The organism is Streptomyces sp. NBC_00554 (assembly GCF_041431135.1).
In the GTDB taxonomy this organism is placed as follows: Bacteria; Actinomycetota; Actinomycetes; order Streptomycetales; family Streptomycetaceae; genus Streptomyces.
In genome coordinates this window covers 6863384-6886346 of the sequence record NZ_CP107799.1, presented here as the reverse complement: position 1 = coordinate 6886346, position 22963 = coordinate 6863384, and the positions used below count along the sequence as shown (strand labels likewise).

At 70.4% G+C, this 22963-nt stretch carries 16 protein-coding genes and 3 tRNA genes; 9 read left to right on the top strand and 10 right to left on the bottom strand.

Going from position 1 to position 22963, the window contains the following annotated elements; all coding sequences use genetic code 11:
* The first annotated feature begins 14 nt into the window (after positions 1-14).
* Positions 15-1241: an MFS transporter gene (locus OG266_RS30385; RefSeq protein WP_371549463.1), complete on the top strand. Its 1227-nt coding sequence runs from the start codon at positions 15-17 to the stop codon at positions 1239-1241.
* Between the two features lie 49 nt (positions 1242-1290).
* Here the strand turns inward: OG266_RS30385 and OG266_RS30380 are convergent.
* From OG266_RS30380 to OG266_RS30370, 3 genes are all read right to left on the bottom strand, one after another.
* Positions 1291-1367, bottom strand: a tRNA-Ile gene (locus tag OG266_RS30380).
* 167 nt (positions 1368-1534) lie between these two features.
* A tRNA-Asn gene (locus OG266_RS30375) sits at positions 1535-1607 on the bottom strand.
* A gap of 5 nt (positions 1608-1612) precedes the next feature.
* Positions 1613-1685: transfer RNA gene (locus OG266_RS30370), tRNA-Asn, on the bottom strand.
* A gap of 147 nt (positions 1686-1832) precedes the next feature.
* Here OG266_RS30370 and OG266_RS30365 point away from each other — a divergent pair.
* From OG266_RS30365 to OG266_RS30350, 4 genes are all read left to right on the top strand, one after another.
* Complete coding sequence (locus OG266_RS30365) at positions 1833-2138, top strand: YtxH domain-containing protein (RefSeq protein ID WP_266462868.1); 306 nt, start codon at positions 1833-1835, stop codon at positions 2136-2138.
* An 86-nt stretch (positions 2139-2224) separates the two neighbouring features.
* Positions 2225-3679 (top strand): FGGY family carbohydrate kinase, encoded by a 1455-nt coding sequence (locus OG266_RS30360; protein WP_371549461.1) that lies wholly within the window; start codon positions 2225-2227, stop codon positions 3677-3679.
* Positions 3680-3829: 150 nt separating this feature from the next.
* Positions 3830-5563 carry an ABC transporter ATP-binding protein gene (locus tag OG266_RS30355; protein WP_266464318.1) on the top strand — a complete coding sequence of 578 codons (1734 nt, stop codon included), beginning with the start codon at positions 3830-3832 and terminating at the stop codon, positions 5561-5563.
* Positions 5563-7491, top strand: a complete 1929-nt coding sequence (locus OG266_RS30350) for an ABC transporter ATP-binding protein (RefSeq protein ID WP_371549460.1) — start codon at positions 5563-5565, stop codon at positions 7489-7491. Before OG266_RS30355 ends, OG266_RS30350 begins: the two co-directional genes overlap by 1 nt.
* Positions 7492-7738: 247 nt before the next feature.
* On the opposite strand, the gene OG266_RS30345 is transcribed toward OG266_RS30350, so the two are convergent.
* From OG266_RS30345 to OG266_RS30325, 5 genes are all read right to left on the bottom strand, one after another.
* Positions 7739-9055 (bottom strand): RNA polymerase sigma factor, encoded by a 1317-nt coding sequence (locus OG266_RS30345; RefSeq protein WP_371549458.1) that lies wholly within the window; start codon positions 9053-9055, stop codon positions 7739-7741.
* A 236-nt stretch (positions 9056-9291) separates the two neighbouring features.
* Positions 9292-11199 carry a DNA primase gene (dnaG, locus tag OG266_RS30340; protein ID WP_326723274.1) on the bottom strand — a complete coding sequence of 636 codons (1908 nt, stop codon included), beginning with the start codon at positions 11197-11199 and terminating at the stop codon, positions 9292-9294.
* A 46-nt stretch (positions 11200-11245) separates the two neighbouring features.
* Positions 11246-12511 (bottom strand): NAD(P)/FAD-dependent oxidoreductase, encoded by a 1266-nt coding sequence (locus tag OG266_RS30335; protein WP_371549457.1) that lies wholly within the window; start codon positions 12509-12511, stop codon positions 11246-11248.
* Between the two features lie 93 nt (positions 12512-12604).
* Positions 12605-13981 (bottom strand): deoxyguanosinetriphosphate triphosphohydrolase, encoded by a 1377-nt coding sequence (locus OG266_RS30330; RefSeq protein WP_266462852.1) that lies wholly within the window; start codon positions 13979-13981, stop codon positions 12605-12607.
* A gap of 60 nt (positions 13982-14041) precedes the next feature.
* Positions 14042-14977 (bottom strand): sirohydrochlorin chelatase, encoded by a 936-nt coding sequence (locus OG266_RS30325; protein WP_371549456.1) that lies wholly within the window; start codon positions 14975-14977, stop codon positions 14042-14044.
* A gap of 210 nt (positions 14978-15187) precedes the next feature.
* Here OG266_RS30325 and OG266_RS30320 point away from each other — a divergent pair, with 210 nt between their 5' ends.
* The 3 genes from OG266_RS30320 (at position 15188) to OG266_RS30310 (ending at position 19601) form a co-directional block, all read left to right on the top strand.
* Positions 15188-15907, top strand: coding sequence for a vancomycin high temperature exclusion protein (locus tag OG266_RS30320; protein ID WP_371549455.1), 720 nt, complete (start codon positions 15188-15190; stop codon positions 15905-15907).
* The gene (locus OG266_RS30315) at positions 15907-17397 is read left to right on the top strand and encodes a membrane-associated oxidoreductase (RefSeq protein ID WP_371553018.1); all 1491 of its coding nucleotides are present in this window, start codon (positions 15907-15909) and stop codon (positions 17395-17397) included. Before OG266_RS30320 ends, OG266_RS30315 begins: the two co-directional genes overlap by 1 nt.
* A 107-nt stretch (positions 17398-17504) precedes the next feature.
* Complete coding sequence (locus OG266_RS30310) at positions 17505-19601, top strand: molybdopterin oxidoreductase family protein (protein WP_371549454.1); 2097 nt, start codon at positions 17505-17507, stop codon at positions 19599-19601.
* A 48-nt stretch (positions 19602-19649) separates the two neighbouring features.
* Here the strand turns inward: OG266_RS30310 and OG266_RS30305 are convergent, their stop codons facing one another.
* Both OG266_RS30305 and OG266_RS30300 read right to left on the bottom strand, forming a co-directional pair.
* The gene (locus OG266_RS30305) at positions 19650-20588 is read right to left on the bottom strand and encodes an intradiol ring-cleavage dioxygenase (RefSeq protein WP_329547732.1); all 939 of its coding nucleotides are present in this window, start codon (positions 20586-20588) and stop codon (positions 19650-19652) included.
* Between the two features lie 98 nt (positions 20589-20686).
* Positions 20687-21100 carry a gamma-glutamylcyclotransferase family protein gene (locus tag OG266_RS30300; RefSeq protein ID WP_371549452.1) on the bottom strand — a complete coding sequence of 138 codons (414 nt, stop codon included), beginning with the start codon at positions 21098-21100 and terminating at the stop codon, positions 20687-20689.
* A gap of 211 nt (positions 21101-21311) precedes the next feature.
* On the opposite strand from OG266_RS30300, the gene OG266_RS30295 reads away from it, so the two are divergent.
* Positions 21312-22955: a M4 family metallopeptidase gene (locus OG266_RS30295; RefSeq protein WP_371549451.1), complete on the top strand. Its 1644-nt coding sequence runs from the start codon at positions 21312-21314 to the stop codon at positions 22953-22955.
* Positions 22956-22963 lie beyond the last annotated feature (8 nt).

Below are 22963 nucleotides of genomic sequence, written 5' to 3'. Positions count from 1 at the left end.
ATGAGCATGGTGAGGTGTCAAGGACCAAATCGATCACCCTGCTGTCCGTCGGCCATGCCTGTGTGGACATCTACCAGGGCACGGTCGCCTCTCTCGTCCCGTTCTTCGTCGCCGAGCGCGCCTACGGCTACGCCGCGGTCTCGGGCATCGTGCTCGCCGCGTCCGTGCTGTCCTCGGTGGCCCAACCGGTGTTCGGCCTGCTCACCGACCGCTGGGCGATGCCCTGGATCCTGCCGGTGAGCACCGTCCTCGGCGGACTCGGTATCGCCCTCAGCGGCCTGAGCGGCTCCTACCCGCTGACACTGCTCTTCGTGGCGATGTCAGGCGTCGGAGTCGCCGCCTACCACCCCGAGTCCGCACGCGTCGCCCGGCTCCTCAGCGAGGGCAGCCACAGCGCGATGGGCTGGTTCTCCGTCGGCGGCAATCTCGGCTTCGCCGCCGCGCCGCTCATGGTCACCGCCGTCGTCGCCTCCGGCGGCCTGCGCCTGTCGCCACTGCTCGTGCTGCCGGCCCTCGCCGGCAGCGTGCTGTGCCTGCCCGTCCTGCGCGCACTCCAGAAGAAGACAGCCCCCGGCAGTTCAGGCGGCCCAGCCGTGGTCGGCGCCGACGACAAGGCGTCCTTCGTGAAGCTGTCGCTGGCCGTGGTCTTCCGGTCCATCGTCTTCGTCGGCCTGAGCACGTTCATCTCGCTCTACGCCCAGCAGCGGGTGGGAGGCGGTACGACAGCGGGCACCGTGGCGCTGTTCGTGCTCTACATCGGCGGTGCGATGGGCTCGGTGGCGGGCGGCAGCCTGGCCAACCGCTGGGACCGGGTCACCGTCGCCCGCTGGTCCTACCTCCTCACGATCGCCGCCGTCGCGGGAACCGTGTTCATCCCCGGCCCGGCGTTCTACGCGTTCGTGGCGCTGACCTCCATCGGCCTGTACGTCCCCTTCTCCCTGCACGTCACCCTCGGCCAGGACTACCTGCCCACGCGCGTCGGCACGGCCGGCGGCGTCACCCTCGGACTGACCGTCAGCATCGGCGGCCTGGCCAGCCCCCTGATCGGCAGCGTCGCCGACGCGACCTCCCTGCGCACGGCTCTGGCACCCCTGATCCTGATGCCCGTGCTGAGCTGGCTGCTGTTCCGCACCCTGCCCGAACCCACGGCGCCCAAGCCCGTGCCGGCGGTGCGGCAGACCGGAAACGACACGGACGCCGAACTCACGGGCAGCAGCTTCCGTCCGTTGGGCGGAAGTTGACGCTCCGACACCTCACAAGGAACGTTTCCGCAGGTCCAGAAACCGCGCATGGTGGGGCGGGTGGGACTCGAACCCACGGCCGACGGATTATGAGTCCGCTGCTCTAACCGGCTGAGCTACCGCCCCATCTACGGCGCGTCGCGCACATTTGTGCGCGCCGTCTGCCGCAGCATAGCCGCTCATACGATCTCCTGCTTCGGATGGTCGGCAACGCATGACCATGAGGACTTCGGTGTGCCGTGCGCGGTTCCGGAGGACATGAAAAAGGACCCCTGAGGGGTCCTCTTCCGTTGCTCTCCCGACTGGACTCGAACCAGTAACCTGCCGGTTAACAGCCGGCTGCTCTGCCAATTGAGCTACAGGAGATCGAGCTCCCCCGACTGGACTCGAACCAGTAACCTGCCGGTTAACAGCCGGCTGCTCTGCCAATTGAGCTACAGGGGATCGCTTCGTTGCATCGAACGCACCTACCTGGGTATTCGCCAGGGGGCGTGCGCTTGCTGCGACACATACATTAGCGCAAGCAGGGGGGTGCTCCGCCAATCGGTTCCGCCCCCGCACCGATGCCGACGCAAGGGAAGGGTGGCCGTCATGCGCTACCGGCTCACATTCGTCGCCGGACTGGCTCTGGGTTACGTGCTGGGCTCTCGCGCCGGGCGCGAGCGTTACGAGCAGCTGAAGAAGTCCGCCCGCCAGATCTCGCAGAACCCGGCGGTGCGCAACACCGCCGAGAGCGCCGCCCAGCAGGGCCGCGAGTTCGCGGGCAAGGCGTACCACGCGGTGAGCGAGAAGGTGGGCGACCGGGTCCCCACCTCGGTGACCGACCGGGTCCGCTCCCTGCGCGAGCGGAACGCCAACGGCCGCGGCGAAGACGACTGGGGCACCTCCAACACCTAGCGAGGGGCGCCTCCAGCACGTAGCGATCGGGCCCGCACGATCCGGTCCGGCGCGGTCGCCTCTCGCGGTACGGCAGAATTTGCGCCATGGGGATAGTCGCCGGGTTGGACAGTTCGCCCGATTTCACTCGCATCGTCGTCTGCGACTCGGACACGGGTGTCGTACTCAAGCAGGGGTACGCGCCGCATCCGGTCGAGTCCACCGAGGGCGGCGGGCGTCCTTCCGACGTCGACCCTCAGGCCTGGCTGCTGTCCCTGGGAGAGGCGGCGGGCGGCGGACTGCTCGAAGGTGTGCAGGCCATCGGCGTGTCCGCGCAGCAGAACGGTCTTGTCCCGCTGGACGCGCAGGGGAACACGGTGCGGCCTGCGCTCGTCGGCAGTGACAAGCGGACGCAGGTCGCGGCCGCCGATCTCGTCGACGCGCTCGGCGGGCGCGAGGCGTGGGCCCAGGCCGTGGGCTGCGTACCGCAGGCCGCCCAGCCGGTGACCAAGCTGCGCTGGCTGAACAAGACCGAACCGGATTCCGCGCGGCGGACCGCGTTCCTCATGCAGGCGCACGACTGGCTGGTGTGGCAGCTGCTCGGGCGGCCGGTGCGCAGGACCACCGACCGGGGCGGGGCCTCCGGGACCGGGTACTGGTCGGCGGCGACCGGCGGTTACCGGCCGGACATCGTCGACATGGCGCTCGGGCACCAGGCCGGGCTGCCCGAGGTGCTCGGCCCTTCCGACGCGGCGGGGACCACCCCGGAGGGGCTCCTCATATCCGCCGGGACCGGCGAGACCATGGCGGCGGCGTTCGGGCTCGGCATCGGGCTCGGGGACGCGGTCGTCTCCCTCGGAGCCTCCGGTTCCGTGATGGCCGTACACCCCGAGGCGCTCTTCGACTCCTCCGGCATGATCACCTCACTCGCGGACGCGACCGGGATGCATCTGCCGGTCGTCACCACGCTCAATGCCGTACGAGCCCTGCGCGGCGCCGCCGAACTCCTCGGCCTGCCCGACCTGGAGAGCCTGTCCGACCTGGCGATGAAGTCGACGCCGGGCTCCCACGGCCTGGTGATGCTGCCGTATCTGGAGGGCGAGCGGACGCCGAACCTGCCGCACACGGCGGGGATGCTGGCCGGGCTGCGACGGGAGTCGATGCGGCCCGAGCATCTGGCGCGGGCCGCCTTCGAGGGCATGCTGTGCGGGCTCGCGGACGCGCTCGACGTGCTGCGCGGCCGGGGCGTCGACGTACGGCGGATCTTCCTTCTTGGACAGGCCGCCGAGCTGCCCGCCGTACAGGCCGTGGCGCCCGCGCTGTTCGGCGTGCAGGTCGTGGTGCCGCAGCCGGCGGACTACGCGGCGTTCGGCGCGGCCCGGCAGGCGGCCTGGGCGCTCGGCGTCTCGCAGGGCACCCTCGATCCGCGGACGCCGCCCGCCTGGCAGGGCCCGGTCGCACAGGTGCTGGACCCCGGTGAGGAACTGGCCATGGGCCAGGCCATAAGGCAGCAGTACGTGGCCGTACGGGAGCAGGCGCATCCTGGGGCGTTCCGGGGTTAACAGAGCCCGGGGCGTACGTCCCAGGTCTGAGGCCGGGTCGGTTCTTGGCCTGCACTTGGGTTAATCGGTTGAGGTAACACGGGGGGAGTGTCCGACGATAGGGGGTGGTGCACCCACCGCTCGCCCGTCGTCGACTCCGAGAGACCCCGCGTGCTCATACGACTACTTCGTACGTACCTCCGTCCGTACAAGAAACCCATCGCCCTGCTGGTGCTGCTGCAGCTCCTGCAGACCTGCGCCACGCTCTACCTGCCCACGCTCAACGCGCACATCATTGACAACGGCGTCGTGAAGGGCGACACGGGATACATCCTGTCCTTCGGCGCAGTCATGATCGCGATCTCGCTGGCGCAGGTCGTCTGCAACATCGGCGCCGTCTACTACGGCGCCCGTACGGCTTCGGCCGTCGGCCGGGACATCCGGGGCGCCGTCTTCGACCGCGTCCAGTCCTTCTCCGCGCGCGAGGTCGGCCACTTCGGGGCGCCCTCGCTGATCACCCGCACCACCAATGACGTCCAGCAGGTGCAGATGCTCGCCCTGATGACGTTCACCCTGCTGGTGTCGGCGCCGATCATGTGTGTGGGCGGCATCGTGCTGGCCCTCGGCCTTGACGTGCCGCTGTCCGGGGTGCTGGTCGCCGTGGTGCCGGTACTCGGCCTCGGTGTGACCCTGATCATCCGGCGGCTGCGGCCGCTGTTCCGCTCCATGCAGGTCCGCCTGGACACCGTGAACCGGGTGCTGCGCGAGCAGATCACCGGCAACCGCGTGATCCGCGCCTTCGTACGGGACGACTACGAGAAGGAGCGCTTCCGGAAGGCGAACGCCGATCTGACCGAGGTGTCGCTGGGCACCGGGCGGTACCTGGCACTGATGTTCCCGATGGTCATGACCGTCGTGAACCTGTCCTCGATCGCCGTGGTGTGGTTCGGCGCGCACCGGATCGACAGCGGGGGCATGCAGATCGGTGATCTGACCGCGTTCCTCGCCTACCTCATGCAGATCGTGATGTCCGTGATGATGGCCACCTTCATGTTCATGATGGTGCCGCGCGCGGAGGTCTGTGCCGAGCGCATCCAGGAGGTCCTGGACACCGACAGCAGTGTGGTGCCGCCGACCGCACCCGTCGTGGAGCTGCGGCGCCACGGCCACCTGGAGATCCGTGGCGGCGGGTTCCGTTACCCGGGTGCCGAGGAGCCGGTGCTGACGGCCGTCGACCTGGTGGCGCGGCCGGGTGAGACGACCGCCGTGATCGGGTCCACGGGCAGTGGCAAGTCGACGCTTCTCGGGCTCGTCCCCCGGCTGTTCGACGCCACGGACGGCGAGGTGCTCGTCGACGGCGTGGACGTGGCGACCATCGAGCCGAGACTGCTGGCCAAGACGGTCGGACTCGTCCCGCAGAAGCCGTATCTCTTCGCGGGCACGGTGGCGACGAACCTGCGGTACGGCAACCCGGACGCCACCGACGAGGAGCTGTGGCACGCGCTGGAGGTGGCGCAGGCCAAGGGGTTCGTGGAGGGCCTGGAGAACGGGCTCGACTCCCCCATCGCACAGGGCGGCACGAATGTGTCCGGTGGTCAGCGGCAGCGTCTCGCGATCGCCCGCACCCTCGTACAGCGCCCGGAGATCTACCTCTTCGACGACTCGTTCTCGGCGCTCGACTACAAGACCGACGCCATGCTGCGCGCGGCGCTCGCCGCCGAGACCGCCGAGGCGACCGTGGTGATCGTCGCCCAGCGGGTGTCGACCATCCGGGACGCCGACCGGATCGTGGTCCTCGACGAGGGCCGGGTCGTCGGCACCGGGCGGCACCACGAACTGATGGCGGGCAACGAGACATACCGGGAGATCGTCCTCTCCCAGCTGACGGAAGCGGAGGCTGCCTGATGGCCGGGCCTATGGGGCGGATGATGGCCGGGGGCGGCCCCGATCAGCGCTCGATGGATTTCAAGGGGTCGGGCAAACGGCTCCTCTCCCAGTTCAAGCCCGAGCGCGGCACGATGTACGCGATGCTCTCCCTCGGTGTGGTCAGCGTGGCGCTGTCCGTGCTGGGCCCGAAGATCCTGGGCAGGGCGACCGACCTGGTCTTCGCCGGGATCATCGGACGGGAGATGCCCGCCGGCCAGACGAAGGCCGAGGCCCTCGAGGCGATGCGGGCACGCGGCGACGGCGGCACGGCCGACATGCTCTCGGGCACGGACTTCACTCCGGGCAAGGGCATCGACTTCGGCGCCGTCGGGAACGTACTGCTGCTCGCGCTCTGTGCGTTCGTGGTGGCCGGTGTGCTGATGGCGGTGTCCACCCGGCTCTCGAACCGGGCGATCAACATGACCGTCTACCGGATGCGCGAGGACCTGCAGGCCAAGCTGTCCCGCCTGCCGCTTTCCTACTTCGACAAGCGGCAGCGCGGTGAGGTCCTCAGCCGCGCCACGAACGACATCGACAACATCCAGCAGACCCTCCAGCAGTCGATGGGCCAGCTGGTCAACTCCCTCCTCACCATCGTGGGCGTGCTCGCGATGATGTTCTGGGTCTCGCCGCTCCTCGCCCTGGTGGCGCTGATCACCGTGCCGCTGTCCTTCTTCATCGCCACGCGGGTCGGCAAGCGGTCGCAGCCGCACTTCGTCCAGCAGTGGCGGACCACCGGCAAGCTCAACGCGCACGTCGAGGAGATGTACACCGGGCACAACCTGGTGAAGGTGTTCGGGCGGCAGGACGAGTCGGCGGCGCAGTTCGCCGAGCAGAACGAGCAGCTGTACGAGGCCGGGTTCAAGGCGCAGTTCAACAGCGGGATCATGCAGCCGCTGATGATGTTCGTTTCGAACCTGAACTATGTGCTGGTGGCGGTGGTGGGCGGGCTGCGGGTCGCGTCCGGGTCGCTGTCGATCGGTGACGTGCAGGCGTTCATCCAGTACTCCCGGCAGTTCTCCATGCCGCTGACCCAGGTCGCTTCCATGGCGAACCTCGTGCAGTCGGGCGTGGCATCCGCCGAGCGGATCTTCGAGCTGCTCGACGCGGACGAGCAGGAGGCCGATCCGGTTCCGGCGCTCCGTCCCGACGAGCTGCGGGGGCGGGTGGCGCTGGAGAACGTGTCCTTCCGGTACGACCCCGACAAGCCGCTCATCGAGGATCTGTCGCTGAAGGTGGAGCCCGGGCACACGGTCGCGATCGTCGGCCCGACGGGCGCCGGCAAGACCACGCTGGTCAACCTCCTCATGCGGTTCTACGAGGTCACCGGGGGGCGGATCACTCTCGACGGGGTCGACATCGCCGCCATGTCCCGGGACGAACTCCGGGACGGCATCGGGATGGTGCTCCAGGACACCTGGCTGTTCGGGGGGACGATCGCGGAGAACATCGCGTACGGGGCCTCGCGGGACGTCACCCGGGGGGAGATCGAGGAAGCCTCGCGGGCCGCCCACGCCGACCGGTTCATCCGGACGCTGCCCGACGGGTACGACACCGTGATCGACGACGAGGGGACGGGGGTGAGCGCGGGTGAGAAGCAGCTCATCACCATCGCTCGGGCGTTCCTGTCGGATCCGGTGATTCTGGTCCTTGACGAGGCGACGTCTTCGGTCGACACCCGGACGGAGGTCCTGATCCAGAAGGCGATGGCGAAGCTTGCGCACGGGCGTACGTCGTTCGTGATCGCGCATCGCCTGTCGACGATCCGGGATGCGGACGCGATCCTCGTGATGGAGAACGGGTCGATCGTGGAACAGGGCGCGCACGCCGAGCTGCTTGCCGCGGACGGGGCGTACGCGCGCCTGTACAAGGCCCAGTTCGCACAGGCGGTGGCTGAGGTGGACTAGGTTTTTCGCCCCCTCCGCCCCTACCCGTCCCGTACCTGGGGGCTGCGCCCCCAGACCCCCACTCGCCCGAAGGGCTCGTCCTCAAACGCCGGACGGGCTGAAAGATCTCCCCCTGGCCGGGACGAAAGATTTCTGCTCCGGCCGGGGAAAATTCAGCCTCTCCGGCGTTTGAGGAGCGGGGGTTTGGGGGCGGAGCCCCCAAGGGACGGGAATGGGCAGGGGCGGAGGGGGCGAAACAAACCCCACCTCAGTCCAAGTAACCCCGCAGCTGGTCCGCGAACGCGTGGTCCCTGAGCTTGTTGAGGGTCTTGGACTCGATCTGGCGGATGCGTTCGCGCGTGACGCCGAAGATGCGGCCGATCTCCTCCAGGGTGCGGGGACGCCCGTCGGCCAGCCCGTACCGGAGCTGGACGACCTTCCGCTCCCGCTCCCCGAGCGTGGACAGCACCGCCTCCAGATGCTCACGGAGCAGCAGGAACGCGGCGGACTCGACGGGAGACGTGGCGTCGCCGTCCTCGATGAGGTCGCCGAGCGCGACATCGTCCTCCTCGCCCACGGGGGCGTGCAGGGACACCGGTTCCTGGGCGAGCCGGAGCACTTCGCTGACCCGCTCGCTGGGCAGATCGAGGTGCGCGGCGACCTCTTCGGGAGTCGGCTCGTAACCGCGCTCCTGAAGCATGCGCCGCTGCACACGCACGACCCGGTTGATCAACTCCACGACGTGGACGGGGACTCGGATGGTCCGGGCCTGGTCGGCGAGGGCCCGGGACATGGCCTGGCGGATCCACCAGGTCGCGTACGTCGAGAACTTGTAGCCGCGGGCGTAGTCGAACTTCTCAACCGCCCTGATCAGGCCGAGGTTTCCCTCCTGGACCAGGTCGAGCATGGTCAGTCCCCGGCCCACGTACCGCTTGGCGACGGAGACGACGAGCCGCAGGTTCGCCTCGATGAGGCGGCGCTTGGCCATGCGGCCCATGACGACCAGTTTGTCCAGGTCGAGGGCGAGCTGGCTGTCCAGATCGACGGCGAGGCGGAGCTTCTCCTCGGCGAAGAGACCGGCCTCGACACGGCGGGCGAGTTCGACTTCCTCGGCCGCGGTGAGCAGGGGGATCCGGCCGATCTCGCGCAGGTACTGGCGGAACAGGTCGGAGGAGGGTCCGCCGGTGTCGGCGGCGCGGCTCCGGGGCGGTTCGACGGGCTCGGGAGCCTCGGACTCGGCTTCCACCTCGGTGTTCTCGACGGCGCTCGCGGGCGGCTCGTCCAGCTCGGGCGGGCTCTCCGGCTCCGCTTCGGGGTGGTGCGCGGCACGGCTCTGCGGGGGTACCGCCGCGACGACGTCGGTCTCGGCGTCAGCGTCCGTATCCGTGGTGTTGTCGGTCTGTGCGAGGGTCTGGGTCTGCACGGGGGCGACCTCCAGGAATGTCGCTGCTGAGGGGGGCGGCAGCGTTACGTCGGGGATGGGGTCGACGGCCTCGCCGCTGTCCATCCCGTAGTCGTTTAGCGGAACCGCGGGGATCGGGGACCCGTCGCGTGCGGGTCGGCCGCGCTCCGAGGACTCAGGCACCGCAACCCAGTGTGGAGTACGACACATCGCCGCCACGAGGGGCGTGCGGTGACTTTTTGCGTCCGGTCCGTGACCGCGCGGTTACTTTCATGCACGAGTGCGCGTTTTAGGCGGCGCGAAACAGGTTGAAAGGCGCACGTGGGAAGCGAGTGCGCCGGGACGGGAAATCGCGAGGGCCCGGTGAACGCCCGGCAGACGATGTGAAAGCCCGGCGGGCCGGGCGGCCGCCCCCGCCCTCAGAGCGCCTCCGCGCCCCTCTCCCGCAGTGCCTGCTCGTACTGCTGGAGTACCCACAGCTCGTTCTGTACGGCGGCCAGCTGGGCCGGGTCGCCGTGCGCGCTGAGGCGGGACAGGCTGCCCTGGACGTCGCGGATGCGGCGGTCCACGGCGCGGCGGCGGACCATGACGAGCTGGTCGCCCGCGTAGGTCTCGTCGACCGTCTTGCGCATGATCGCCTCGACTGCCAGCTCGGTGACCATGGCGCGGGCCGCGTCGTCGGGGGCGGCCTCGCGGACCCTGACCAGGTACTCCTGGGGGTCCTGGACGCCGAACTCCGAGCCGCCCGCCTCCATGATCACCTGACGTACGGCGGCGTACGGCGGGGCGGTGAACTCGTCGATCCCGTAGGCGTCGAAGGCCGGGGAGACCAGCTCAGGGCGCTGGAGGGCGAGTTTGAGGAGCTCGCGCTCGGTGGCGAAGACCGGGTTGCGCAGGGTCAGGGCGGGGCCGCCGCCGTTGGGTGCCTGGGTGGTGGTGCCGTACGCCTGCTGGGTGCGCTGCTGGCTCGGCGCGGGGCCCTTGCCGCCGCGGTCGCGGGACCAACGGGCCAGCTGGGCCACCCGCTTGACCACGAACTGGGTGTCGAGGATGCCGAGCATGCCCGCGAGCTGTACGGCGACCTCGTGCTGGGCGCCGCTGTTCTTGATGCGGGCGACGATGGGTGCCGCCTCGTCGAGGGCGGCCGCGCGCCCGGCCGGGGTCTCCAGGTCGTACCGCAGGATGATCTGGCGCAGGGCGAACTCGAAGAGCGGGGTGCGGGGTTCGGCCAGGTCGGCGACTGCCGCGTCGCCCTTCGCGAGGCGCAGCTCGCAGGGGTCCATGCCGTCCGGGGCGATCGCGATGTACGTCTCGGCGGCGAACTTCTGGTCGTCCTCGAAGGCGCGCAGGGCGGCCTTCTGACCGGCCGCGTCGCCGTCGAAGGTGAAGATCACGCGCGCGGAGCCGTTGTCCATCAGCAACCGGCGGAGGATCTTGATGTGGTCGGTGCCGAACGCCGTGCCGCAGGTCGCGATCGCCGTGGTGACGCCGGCCAGATGGCAGGCCATGACGTCGGTGTAGCCCTCGACGACGACCGCCCTGCTGGCCTTGGCGATGTCCTTCTTGGCGAGGTCGATGCCGTACAGGACCTGGGATTTGCGGTAGATCGCCGTGTCGGGCGTGTTCAGGTACTTCGGGCCGTTGTCCGACTCGTAGAGCTTCCTCGCGCCGAAGCCGACGACCTCGCCGCCGATGTCGCGGATCGGCCACATCAAACGGCCGCGGAAGCGGTCGATGGGGCCGCGGCGGCCTTCCTGGGAGAGGCCGGAGAGGAGGAGTTCCTTGTCGGTGAAGCCCTTGCCGCGGAGGTAGCGGGTGAGGTGGTCCCAGCCCTGAGGGCTGTAGCCGACTCCGAAATGGGCGGCGGCCGACTGGTCGAAACCGCGCTCCGCGAGGAATTTGCGGCCGGTGTCGGCCTCGGAGCTGGTGTCGAGCTGTTCGATGTAGAACTGCGCGGCGGCCTTGTGGGCCTCGACCAGGCGGATGCGCTCGCCGCGCTGGTTGGCGGGGTTGTACCCGCCCTCCTCGTAGCGCAGCGTGATGCCTGCCTGGGCGGCGAGGCGCTCGACCGACTCGGAGAAGGTGAGGTGGTCGACCTTCATCACGAATGTGATGGTGTCGCCGCCTTCCTGGCAGCCGAAGCAGTGGAACAGCCCCTTGCTCGGGCTGACCTGGAAGGACGGGGACTTCTCGTCGTGGAAGGGGCAGAGACCTTTCAGGTTTCCGCCGCCCGCGTTGCGCAGCTGGAGGTACTCGGACACCACGGCGTCGATCGGGACCGCGTCCCGAACCGCCTTCACGTCCTCGTCGTTGATCCTTCCGGCCACGCGTGAATTCTACGGGGACGGTGTGACAGTCGAGCGCCGCCGTCGGTCACGGGACCAGACTGTCCAGCGGAACGTGCGGGTCGGCGAGCGCCTCGGTGTCCACCTGGGCCCGGGATCGGATCAGCTGCTGGATGGGCTCCGTGACGTCCCACACATTCACGTTCATCCCGGCCAGCACCCGTCCCTCCTTCACCCAGAAGGCGATGAACTCCCGCTTGCCGGCGTCTCCACGGATCACCACTTGGTCGTACGTCCCCGGGGGCGCCCAGCCCGAGTACTCGAGCCCGATGTCGTACTGGTCGGAGAAGAAATAGGGCACACGGTCGTACGTCAGCTCGCGGCCCAGCATCGCGCGGGCCGCCGCGGGGCCGCCGTTGAGGGCGTTGGCCCAGTGCTCGACGCGCAGCCGGGTGTCGAAGAGCGTGTGGTGGAAGGAGGCGACATCGCCGGCCGCGTGGATGTCGGGGTCGGAGGTGCGCAGCCGTTCGTCGACGGCGATGCCTCCGCCGTGCGCGCGGTCGGCCATCTCCAGGCCCGCGGCCTCGGCGAGAGCGGTGCGCGGGGCGGCGCCGATCGCGGCGAGCACGTCGTGCGCGGGGTGTTCCTCGCCGTCGTCGGTGCGGGCGGCGAGCACCATGCCGTCCTGGCCGACGATCTCGGTGAGGCGGGCGCCGAAGTGGAAGCGGACGCCGTGCTCGCGGTGCAGCTCGGCGAAGAGCTGGCCGAGCTCGGGGCCGAGGACCGCGTGCAGCGGGGTCCCCTCCGGCTCGACGACGGTGACCTCGGCACCGTACTCGCGTGCCGCCGCCGCGACCTCGAGGCCGATCCAGCCGGCGCCCGCGATCACGATGTGCCCGTTGTCGCGGCCCAGCGCGGCGAGGACGCCCTTGAGGCGTTCGGCGTGGGCGAGCCGGCGCAGGTGGTGGACTCCGGCCAGGTCCGTGCCCGGGACGTCCAGGCGGCGGGGCTCGGCGCCGGTCGCGATGAGGAGCTTGTCGTAGTGCACGAGGGTGCCGTCGTCGCCGTAGCGGACGGTCTTCGCGCTCCGGTCGATGGCGTCGACGGTCTGGCCGAGGTGCAGCTCGATGTCGTTGGCCGCGTACCAGGCGGGTTCGTGTACGAAGACGCTGTCGCGTTCCTCCTTGCCGAGGAGGTAGCCCTTGGAGAGCGGCGGGCGTTCGTAGGGGTGGTCGCGCTCGTCACAGATCAGTATCACCCGCCCGGTGAAGCCCTCCGCTCGGAGCGTCTCGGCCGCCTTCGCACCGGCCAGCCCTCCTCCGACGATGACGAATGTCTGATCCGCGTCGACCACTTGATGCCTCCTCGTAAGGATGTCGCCATATGCGAGCGTCCCGCACGCAGCGTGATGCGGGAAGAGGGAGAGACCCGATCAGGCCACGCAGGGTCACACTCCCCGGGACCCATGGGACCGCGTGGTGAGTCTGAGATGCAGGGAACGCGCCGAGGCGTCGGTGAGTGAGGCGATGTGGTCGACGATCACGCGCTTGCGTGCCCTGTCGTCCGGGGCCTCGTCGAACAGGGCGCGGAACTGCGGGTCGAGGCCGTCCGGGGCGCGGACGGTGAGCGCCTGGGCCAGCTCGGCGACGACGATCCGCTGATCGGCGCGGAGCGCTTCCTGCTCGGCGCGCTGCATCACGTACCGGTCGGCGACCGCCTTGAGGACGGCGCACTCCAGGCGCGCGGCGCGCGGGACGACCAGCTCCGCCGCGTACCGGGTGAGGCGACCGGTGCCGTACGCCGCGCGCGTGGCGCCCTCCGCCGCGAGACAGAAACGCCCGATGAGCTGGCTGGTCGCGTCCTTCAACCGGGCCTGCGCGACGGCCGATCCGTCGTATCCGTGCGGCCACCAATCCTGGTCGAGGAGGCGGTCGAGGGCTTCGGCGAGCTCCTCGGGGTCGGTGTCGGCAGGCACGTACCGCCCGATGGCCACCGCGAAGACCGCCTGCCTTTCCGGCTCGGCGTGCAGGCAGTTGGGGTCGATGTGGCCCGCGTGCAGACCGTCCTCGACGTCGTGCACCGAGTACGCCACGTCGTCCGACCAGTCCATGACCTGGGCCTCGAAGCACGTACGGGTGCCGGGGGCGCCCTTGCGGATCCAGTCGAAGACGGGCCGGTCGTCCTCGTAGACCCCGAACTTCCGGGACTTGGGGTCGGTGGGGTGGCCGCCGCGCGGCCAGGGGTACTTGGTGGCGGCGTCGAGGGCGGCGCGGGTGAGGTTGAGGCCGACGCTGACGAGTTCGCCGGTGGCTTCGGAGTGTACGAAGCGCTTCGGCTCGATACGGGTGAGCAGGCGCAGCGACTGCGCATTGCCCTCGAAGCCGCCGCAGTCCTCGGCGAATTCGTTGAGCGCCTGTTCGCCGTTGTGCCCGAAGGGCGGGTGGCCCATGTCGTGCGAGAGGCAGGCCGCCTCGACGAGGTCGGGGTCGCAGCCGAGGGCCGCGCCCAGCTCGCGGCCGACCTGGGCGCACTCCAGGGAGTGGGTCAGGCGGGTGCGGGGGCTGGCGTCCCAGATCTGGCTGCTGGTGCCGGGTGTGACGACCTGCGTCTTGCCCGCGAGACGGCGCAGGGAGGCCGAGTGCAGTACGCGTGCGCGGTCGCGCTGGAAGGCGGTGCGGCCGGGACGCTTGTCGGGCTCGACGGCCCAGCGCTCGGTGGAGGTGACGTCGTACCCGATCCCGTGCCCGTCCTGTCCGTCGGGCGTGGCGTGCTCTGCGTATGCGTTCGGATCGGTGCTTTCGGTCTTCGGTGCAGTGCCTTCCATGCCCCGACAGTAAACGCAGGCAGTGACAAACGGGGCACAGCTGTCTGCTCAGGACACGCTTCAGGCGGTGGCCAGGGCGCGTTCGGGGGCGGGCTCGGGGGTCGCGACGGCCTGGTCGTAGCGGTGCAGGACGAGGCGGGCCATCGCCGGGTGGTCGCCCAGGGGCTCGGCGGCGATCCAGGGGGCGGCCGCGGCGCACTCGGTGGCGAAGCGGCCGGGGGCGGTGAAGTACGAGGCGACGGCGATGCGGTGGCGGCCGCGGGCGGCCATGGCGCGGACGGCGGCTGCGACGGTGGGCGCGGCGGCGGACGCGTACGCGGGGACGACGGGAACGCCCAGTCGCTCGGCGAGCAGGTGCGCGGTGCGGCGGGTGTCGACGGCGGCGTCGGGGTCGCGGGATCCGGCGGCTGCGAGCACGATGCCGCTCGCGCGGCGGGTCGAGTCGCTCATCCGCGTCCGCCAGCCGGCCTCGACGAGCCGCGCGTACAGCGTCTCCACGAGCAGCGGGTGCGGGCCGAGCGGGGCGGCGACGCGGGTACGGAGCGGGGCGGCGGCGGCCGCGGCTTCGGGGATGTCCCGCTTGACGTGGTAGCCGCGGCTGAGCAGCAGCGGCACGAGGACGGCTTCACCGGTCCCGGTGCTCCGGGTGCCCTGGGTGCTCTGGAGTGACGCGAGCGTGTCGGGCAGCAGGGGTTCGTTCAGCTCGATGTGCCCGAGGTGCACGGCCAGGTGCGGGCGCAGCTCGCGGATCCGCTCGATGAGGCTGCGTACGGTGCTCAGGGTGCGCGGGTCGCGGCTGCCGTGCGCCACGAGGACGAGCGCGGGCGGCGCGGGCCGGCGTGCGCCGTCGATCGAGACGCGGCTGAGCTGGCTGCCGAGCTGGCTGGTGATCGCGTTCATGAGTTGCGCCGTACTGTCGAGGTGGGCGCCGCCGAGCGGCGGGGGGCCACCGGGGCTGAGCAAGGACTCGTCGCGTACTGGGTTCGACGCCGTCATGGAGAGATCCTGACGGTAGGAGGTTGCCACGCCGTTGCGCGGGTATGACGGGTGTTTTCCGGGGGTTCACGCCGGGGTACGCGGGAGTGTGAGCCTTCGTGACCTGCGGTGACAGGTTTCTGAGTGAAGCTGGTCACGCCACGGAGGCGAACCGGATCAGCGTTCGACGCGTCCTCCATGGTCGAGGCCACCTGGGGAGGGGACCGTCCGATGCGCCGTCCGATGCGCCGTCCGAAGCTGCCGAAGCTGCGCAGACCGCGTCTGCCGCGCCTGCCGCAGACCCGTGCCGGGCAACGGCGGGGCGTACAGGCCCTGATGCTGCTCTGCGTGCTCGCGCTGCTTCCGTCGACATGGATGTACGCGGTGACGGGCGACCGGCTGCGTACGACCGCCGACGCTCCGCGCACCGAGGTCGCGGTGGTCTTCGGCGCGGGTCTGTGGAACGGCGAGCCGTCCCCGTACCTCGCCAACCGCCTGGACACGGCGGCAAAGCTGTACCGGGCGGGGCAGGTCAAGGTCGTCCTCGTCACCGGCGACAACAGCCGCGTGGACTACGACGAACCGGACGCGATGCGCACGTACCTGACCGAGCACGGTGTGCCCGACGGGCAGATCGTCAGTGACTACGCGGGCTTCGACACCTGGGATTCCTGCGTCCGCGCGAAGAAGATCTTCGGGGTCGACCGGGCCGTACTGATCAGCCAGGGGTTCCACATCCGCCGCGCCGTCGCGCTGTGCCAGGCGGCGGGCGTCGAGTCCTACGGAGTCGGGGTCGACGCCAAGCACGACGCGACCTGGTACTACGGGGGCGCGCGGGAGGTCTTCGCGGCGGGGAAGGCCGCGCTGGACGCGGTGTTCAAGCCCGATCCGCGGTTCCTGGGGCCGAAGGAGTCCGGGGTCGGTCAGGCCCTGGCGGCGGCGGGCGAATGATGGCGGTCACCGACCTCACGCCCGCGGAACGCCGCGTCTGGGAGGCATTCCCGCTCGGCGAGGGAATCGACTTCCGCGAGAGCGCCGACGAGGGCTCAGCGGCCGGCTCGTCGTGGGGTCCCGAGCGGACCGTGCGCGCCGAGGTGCTGCGGGCTCTGCTGATCGACGGGCCGGCCCACGACGGTGAGATCGCCGGACTGAAGCTGACGGGCGCGCGCATCACCGGGCAGCTGGATCTCACGTACGGGACGGTCCAGCACGCCGTGCGGATGCGGTCCTGTCACTTCGAGCAGATCCCGACGCTCTACGGGGCGGAGCTCCGCGTCCTGGTGCTGAGCGACTCGGTGCTGCCCGGGCTCACCGCGGGGAACCTGCGGGTCGACGGGGCGCTGCGGCTCAGCTGCTCCCGTATCACCGGGCCGGTACGGCTCCAGGGGGCGAAGATCTCCGGCGCCGTGTTCATCAACGGGGCGCATCTGGGCAGCCCGGCGGCGCCGGACACCCCGGACGCCGACACCCCGGAGGAAGCGGCGCTCCAGCTGAACCACGCGGACATCGGCACCGACCTGTGGGCCGTCGGTCTGGTCGCCCACGGCCAGGTCCGGCTGAACGGGGCCACGGTCGGCGGGCAGGTGAACCTCGACGACGCCGAGCTGCACGCGCCCGGCGGCACCGCTCTGCATGCCGAGACCCTGTCGGTCGGCACCGACCTGCGTGCGATGCGGCTGCGCGCCGATGGCCGGGTCAACCTGAGCGGCTCCCGGATCCCGCACCAGCTGAACCTCGCCTACTCCCGGCTGTCCCACCCCGAAGGCCAGGCCCTGCGCGCCAGCAGCTGCGTGATCGGCGAGCTGTGGCTGCGCGACGCCGCCCCGATCGTGGGCGCCGTGAACCTGCGCCGCTCCCAGCTGGACCTTCTGCACGTTCCTCCTCAGGTGTGGCCCTCTCATGTCAGGATCGACGGCCTCAGCTACCGCAGCCTCGCCCCGCATCTCCCCGCGAAGGAGCGACTGCCGCTTCTTGAAAGGGAGGAGGGCGGCTATCTTCCGTACGCCTACGAGCAGTTGGCCGCCGCGTACCGCACCGCGGGTGACGACGCCGCGGCACGCACCGTCCAGCTGGCCAAACTCCGCCGGCACCGCAACACCCTGCCGCGCTACGCCAGGTTCTGGGGACATCTGCAGGACGCGACCGTCGGTTACGGCTTCCGCCCGATGCGGGCGGCAGGCTGGCTGGTGCTCCTGCTGTTCACCGGCGCCCTCGCCTTTACGCTGAACCATCCGCAGGCGCTGAAGCCCGACGAGGCCCCCGATTTCATCCCCGTCTTCTACACCCTCGATCTGCTGCTGCCCATCATCAGCTTCGGGCAGGAGGAGGCCTTCTCGCCGCGCGGCTGGTACCAGTGGCTCGCCTATCTGCTGATCGCCACCGGCTGGATCCTGGCGACCACGATCGCGGCGGGCGTCACGCGCTCGCTGAACCGTCAGTGACGCGCCACCGCCCTCACGGCGCCCTCCGCCCGGCCGGGAGGTCCCCGTCCCTGCCGCGTAACGCCCGCCTCCTCCTCCCGTAACACTCCCGACGCACGCTGACCGGTATGCAGGCCACCGCGACGCCCACCCACTGCCCCTACTGCGCCCTGCAGTGCGGGATGAACCTGACGCCCACGCCCGACGGAGGCGTCGAGGTGACGGAGCGCGCGGACTTCCCGGTGAACCGGGGCGCGCTGTGCGGCAAGGGACGTACGGCGCCCGCGCTGCTGTCCTCCCGGGTACGGCTGACCTCGCCCTTGATCCGGCGGGCGGGCACTCTCGAACCCGCGAGCTGGGACGAGGCGCTCGACCGGATCGCCGAGGGGCTGTCCCGCACCCGGACGGAACATGGCCCGGACGCGTGCGGGGTCTTCGGCGGCGGCGGGCTCACGAACGAGAAGGCGTACGCGCTCGGAAAGTTCGCGCGTGTCGTCCTTCGCACCTCGCAGATCGACTACAACGGCCGCTTCTGCATGTCGTCCGCGGCGGCCGCCGGAATCAAGGCGTTCGGCCTGGACCGGGGCCTCCCCTTCCCGCTGGAGGACATCCCGAGGACCGGCTGCGTGATCCTCGTCGGCTCCAACCTCGCCGAGACGATGCCGCCCGCGCTGCGCTACCTCACCGAGCTGAAGGAGAACGGCGGCACGCTGATCGTCATCGACCCGCGCCGCACCCGTACGGCCGAGCAGGCGGACCTGCACCTTGCGCCGCGCCCGGGCAGCGACCTGGCGCTCGCGCTGGGGATGCTCCACCTGATCGTCGCGGAGGGGCGTACGGACGAGGCGTACATCCAGGAGCGTACGAGCGGCTGGGAGGAGGCCCGGGCGGCGGCGATGGCGCACTGGCCCGAGTACGTGGAACGGATCACAGGGGTATCCGTTCCCGAACTCCGGGAAGCCGTACGGCTGTTCTGCGAGCCGGAGAACGCCATGGTGCTCACCGCACGCGGGCCCGAGCAGCAGTCCAAGGGCACCGACACCGTGGGCGCCTGGATCAACCTCTGCCTGGCGACCGGGCGTTCGGGGCGTCCGCTGTCCGGCTACGGCTGCCTCACCGGGCAGGGCAACGGGCAGGGCGGGCGCGAACACGGCCAGAAGGCCGACCAGTTGCCCGGCTACCGCAAGCTGACCGACCCGGCGGCACGACGCCATGTGGCCGAGGTGTGGGGAGTCGACCCGGACTCGCTGCCGGGGCCCGGGCGCAGCGCGTACGAACTCCTCGACGCGATGGGTACGGACATCCACTCGCTGCTGCTGATGGGCTCGAACCCGGTGGTGTCCGCGCCCCGGGCCGCGCACATCGAACAGCGCCTGAAGTCACTGGACTTCCTCGCCGTCGCCGATGTCGTCCTCTCCGAGACGGCCGCTCTCGCGGATGTCGTCCTCCCGGTCACCCAGTGGGCCGAGGAGACGGGCACGACGACCAGTCTGGAGGGCCGCGTCCTGCTGCGCCGCCGGGCGATCACCCCTCCCGACGGCGTACGCAGCGACCTCGACGTCCTGCACGAACTGGCCGACCGGCTGGGCGTGGAGAAGGGTTTCCCGAGGGACCCGGAGGAGGTCTTCGAGGAGCTGCGCAGGGCGAGCGCGGGCGGGGCGGCGGACTACTCGGGGATCACGTACCGCCGGCTGGCGGAAGAGTCGGGGGTGTTCTGGCCGTGCCCCTCCGCTACTGGGGAGACAAACGCCGGGGTCCATCCCGGCACCCCCCGTCTCTTCCTCGACCGGTTCGCCACCGAGGACGGGCGGGCCCGCTTCGTCGCCGTGGTGCACCGTCCGCTCGCCGAGGAGCCCGACGACGAGTACCCCGTACTGCTGACCACCGGGCGGGTCGTCGCCCAGTACCAGTCGGGCGCCCAGACGCGGCGCGTCGACGAGCTGAACGCCGCCGCGCCCGGACCGTTCGTGGAGATGCACCCACGGCTGGCGGCGCGGCTGGGGGCGGGGGAAGGCGATCGCGTCGCCGTGGTCTCCCGGCGCGGACGCGCCGTCGCACCGGCGCGGATCACCCGCGCCATCCGGCCCGACACGGTCTTCATGCCGTTCCACTGGCCGGGTGAGGGGCGCGCCAACACCCTCACCAACCCGGCGCTCGACCCGACTTCGCGAATGCCGGAGTTCAAGGCGTGTGCGGTACGGCTCGAAGTGGTGCCCCGCTTGTAGACGCGCGCGCCCGTCTCGAAGTGGTGCCTCGCCCGTAGCAGTGAACGCCTACGACGACGCGCTCGCCGAAGCGCTCGCGTCGCTGTCCGGCGGTGGGCTCGGCGTACCGCTGGGCATCCCGCTCGGCGGCGACCCGCTCGGCTGCCCGCTGGGCGGCTCTCCCCCGCCGCCCGACCCGTCGTTCTCCTTGTCCGGGTCGATACCGACGGTCAGTGCGCCCGTGAAGCCGTCGTCCACGGTCCCGGTGATGGTCATGAGCCCGTCCTTGGCGCCGCCCCCGGCGTAGACCATGTCGTCGTCGAGCTTGGTCCGGGTCCCGGTGTGCTCGGTGTACGGGGACTTCTTGTAGACCTCCTCGCCGTACTTGTCGTCGAAGAAGAGCTGCCCCGTCCAGTTGACCTTGCCGCCCTCGTACGTGTTGTCGGCCTTCTTGCCGCCGGTGTGCACCTTGACGTGGATGTGGGTGGCGCGCGGGGTGTACCAGCCCGGGTAGATCGTCGTGAGCTCGACGACCCCGTCGTCGCCGGTCGTCTGGAAGCCCCGCAGATACGTCTTGTCGTCGGCGCCGCTGGTGTCCTCGCTCTCGGCGGGCGCGGAGCCGCCGGGGTTGGCGGTGGTGTAGCCGGAGTAGTAGCCCCAGGCGTCGCAGTGCCAGATCTCCACGGCCGCGCCGGACACCGGGTCGCAGGACTCGGTCTGGTCCCGCACGGTCAGCTTCACGGTGAGCGGGACGCCCGGCTTCCCGTCGGTGATGTCCTTCCGGAACAGCGCGCCGTCCAGGTAGTACGGCCCCTCCGTGACGGTGGAGTTGAGCACGCACGTGTCGGAGGCCGCGGAGGCGCTCGCGGACGCACTGGCGGTCACGGAACTCGACCCGTCCGATTCGGAGTCCGAGGAGCACGAGGTGAGTCCGATACCCAGGGCCGCTCCGCCGGCCACGCCGCCGAGTGCAAGGGCGCGCCGTCTGGTGATGTCGCTGTCGGTCATGGCCGGACCATAGGGGCGGGGGCGTGCGGGGAGGCGGGGGCGCACGGGGGCCCTCTGGGCGGCCACTCGCACGAGTGCAATTGACGCACCGGCGTAGTTCAGCCGCCGTTGTGCCAGTCCCCGCCCTCGATGAGCTTGCCGCGGGAACGCAGCCGGGCGGCGACCGCGGGTGCGGCCACGTACACCCAGGCGCGCACGGTCGTCGCGTCGGCACGGGTCACGTCCCGCGCGATGCGCTCGTACAGGTTGCGGGGGTCGCCGGGCACGTACTCCTCCAGCCGGTCGAGAGCGGCCAGCAGTTCGCCGTACGCCCCGGGCAGCGCGGTCACGAGTTCGCCGGTCACCACTCCCCCGGGTTCCTCGACGGCGTACGGATATCCGGGGCCCTCGTAGAGCACGACTCCCCGCATGCGCACCGGCTCCTCGGACTCCGTACGTCCTCGCAGGAAGAGGTCGTGATTGCGCTCGCCGGGACGGAGGGTGCCGTAGACGAAGAAGGGCGCCGTGGCCATGGTTGCGGTCTCCCTTCCGAGGTCTTTGCAGAAACGATTCTCGCCCCCCGAAGACCCTCACACACCCACACACATCCGCCAGTAGGCGCTATGGACATGCCATGTCATGGACCTTTAAATCTTGTTCAACTTCAGCGCCCCCCCCGCAGCCCTCCACAAACCCCCACGCGTACCCCCCACCGCGCCCCACGGCGCCTCCCCTAGGAGACCGATGAGTCAGATACGGCCGATCCGTGGTTCACGCCTCGCCACCGCCGGCATAGCCACGGCCACCGCCGCACTGCTGGCGGCCGCACTGACCCCGACCGCGGACGCGGCCGACCGGCCGAGCAGGGCCACCGCGCTCAGCAACGCGGCGTCGGTACTGACCGCTCAGGCCGCACGCCTCGGCCTGACCTCCGCCCAGGGCACCAGCGTCCGCGATGTAGTGATCGACGCGGACGGCAGCCAGCATGTGCGGTACGACCGGACGTATCGTCAACTCCCGGTGCTGGGCGGCGACTTCGTGGTCCACCTGGCCCCGGACGGCTCCTACCGCGGCGCCAACCGCGCCACCACCCGCGCCATCGCTCTCTCGAGCGTCACGCCCACACTGTCCGCCCCCAAAGCCGCCGATCTGGCCACCGCGGCGCTGCGCGCCGTGAACCTCGGCGAGACCCTGCGCAAGCTGACGGCCAAGCCCCAGCTGGTCGTCGACGTGCTGCACGGAGCACCCCAACTGGCCTGGCGCACCGAGGTGGTGGGGCAGGACTCGCTGGGCAACCCGGTCGGCCGCACGGTGCTGACCGATGCCGGTACCGGCCGGCAGATCGACGCGTGGGACAACATCGAGACGGCGACCGGTGACGGCCAGTCCCTCTACGGCGGCAAGGTCCCGCTGGAGACGACGCTGTCGGGATCGACGTACCAGCTCAAGGATCCGACGCGCGGCAACACGTACACGGGCGACGCCGCGAACAAGACGGACCTGTGCATCCTGGGGATCTGCCTGAGCCGCGCCCCCGCGACGGTCTTCACCGACGCCGACAACCACTGGGGAACCGGGGCGACTTCGGACCGTTCGACGGCCGCGGTCGATGCCCAGTACGGCACGGACGCGACCTGGGACTACTACAAGAACGTCCACGGGCGCAGCGGTATCGCGGGCGACGGCAAGGGCTCGTACAACCGTGTGCACTACGGCACCAACTACAACAACGCCTTCTGGGACGACAGTTGCTTCTGCATGACGTACGGGGACGGTGACGGGACGACGTTCGGTCCGCTGGTGTCGCTGGACGTGGCGGGCCACGAGATGTCGCACGGCGTCACGTCGAAGACGGCGGCGCTGACGTACTCGGGTGAGCCCGGCGGCCTGAACGAGGCGACGTCCGACATCTTCGGCACGCTGGTGGAGTTCTCCGCGAACAACTCCTCGGACCCCGGCGACTGGCTGATCGGCGAGAAGATCGTGAAGTCCGGCTTCGGCCGGTCCGCTCTCCGTTACATGGACCAGCCCTCCAAGGACGGCAACTCCGCGGACTGCTGGAGCAGTTCGGTCGCCAACCTGGACGTCCACTACTCCTCGGGCGTCGCCAACCACTTCGCGTACCTCCTCGCCGAGGGCAGCGGCCCGAAGACCATCGGCGGCGTCGCCCACAACGGCACGACGTGCAACAGCTCGACGGTGACCGGCATCGGCCGCGCCAAGCTGGGAGCGATCTGGTACCGGGCCCTGACCGTCTACATGACGTCCTCGACGAACTACGCGGGGGCCCGGACGGCGACGCTGAGCGCGGCGAAGGATCTGTACGGCGCGGGCAGCACGGAGTACAACGCGGTGGCGGCGGCCTGGAGCGCTGTTTCCGTGGGCTGAGTTCCGGC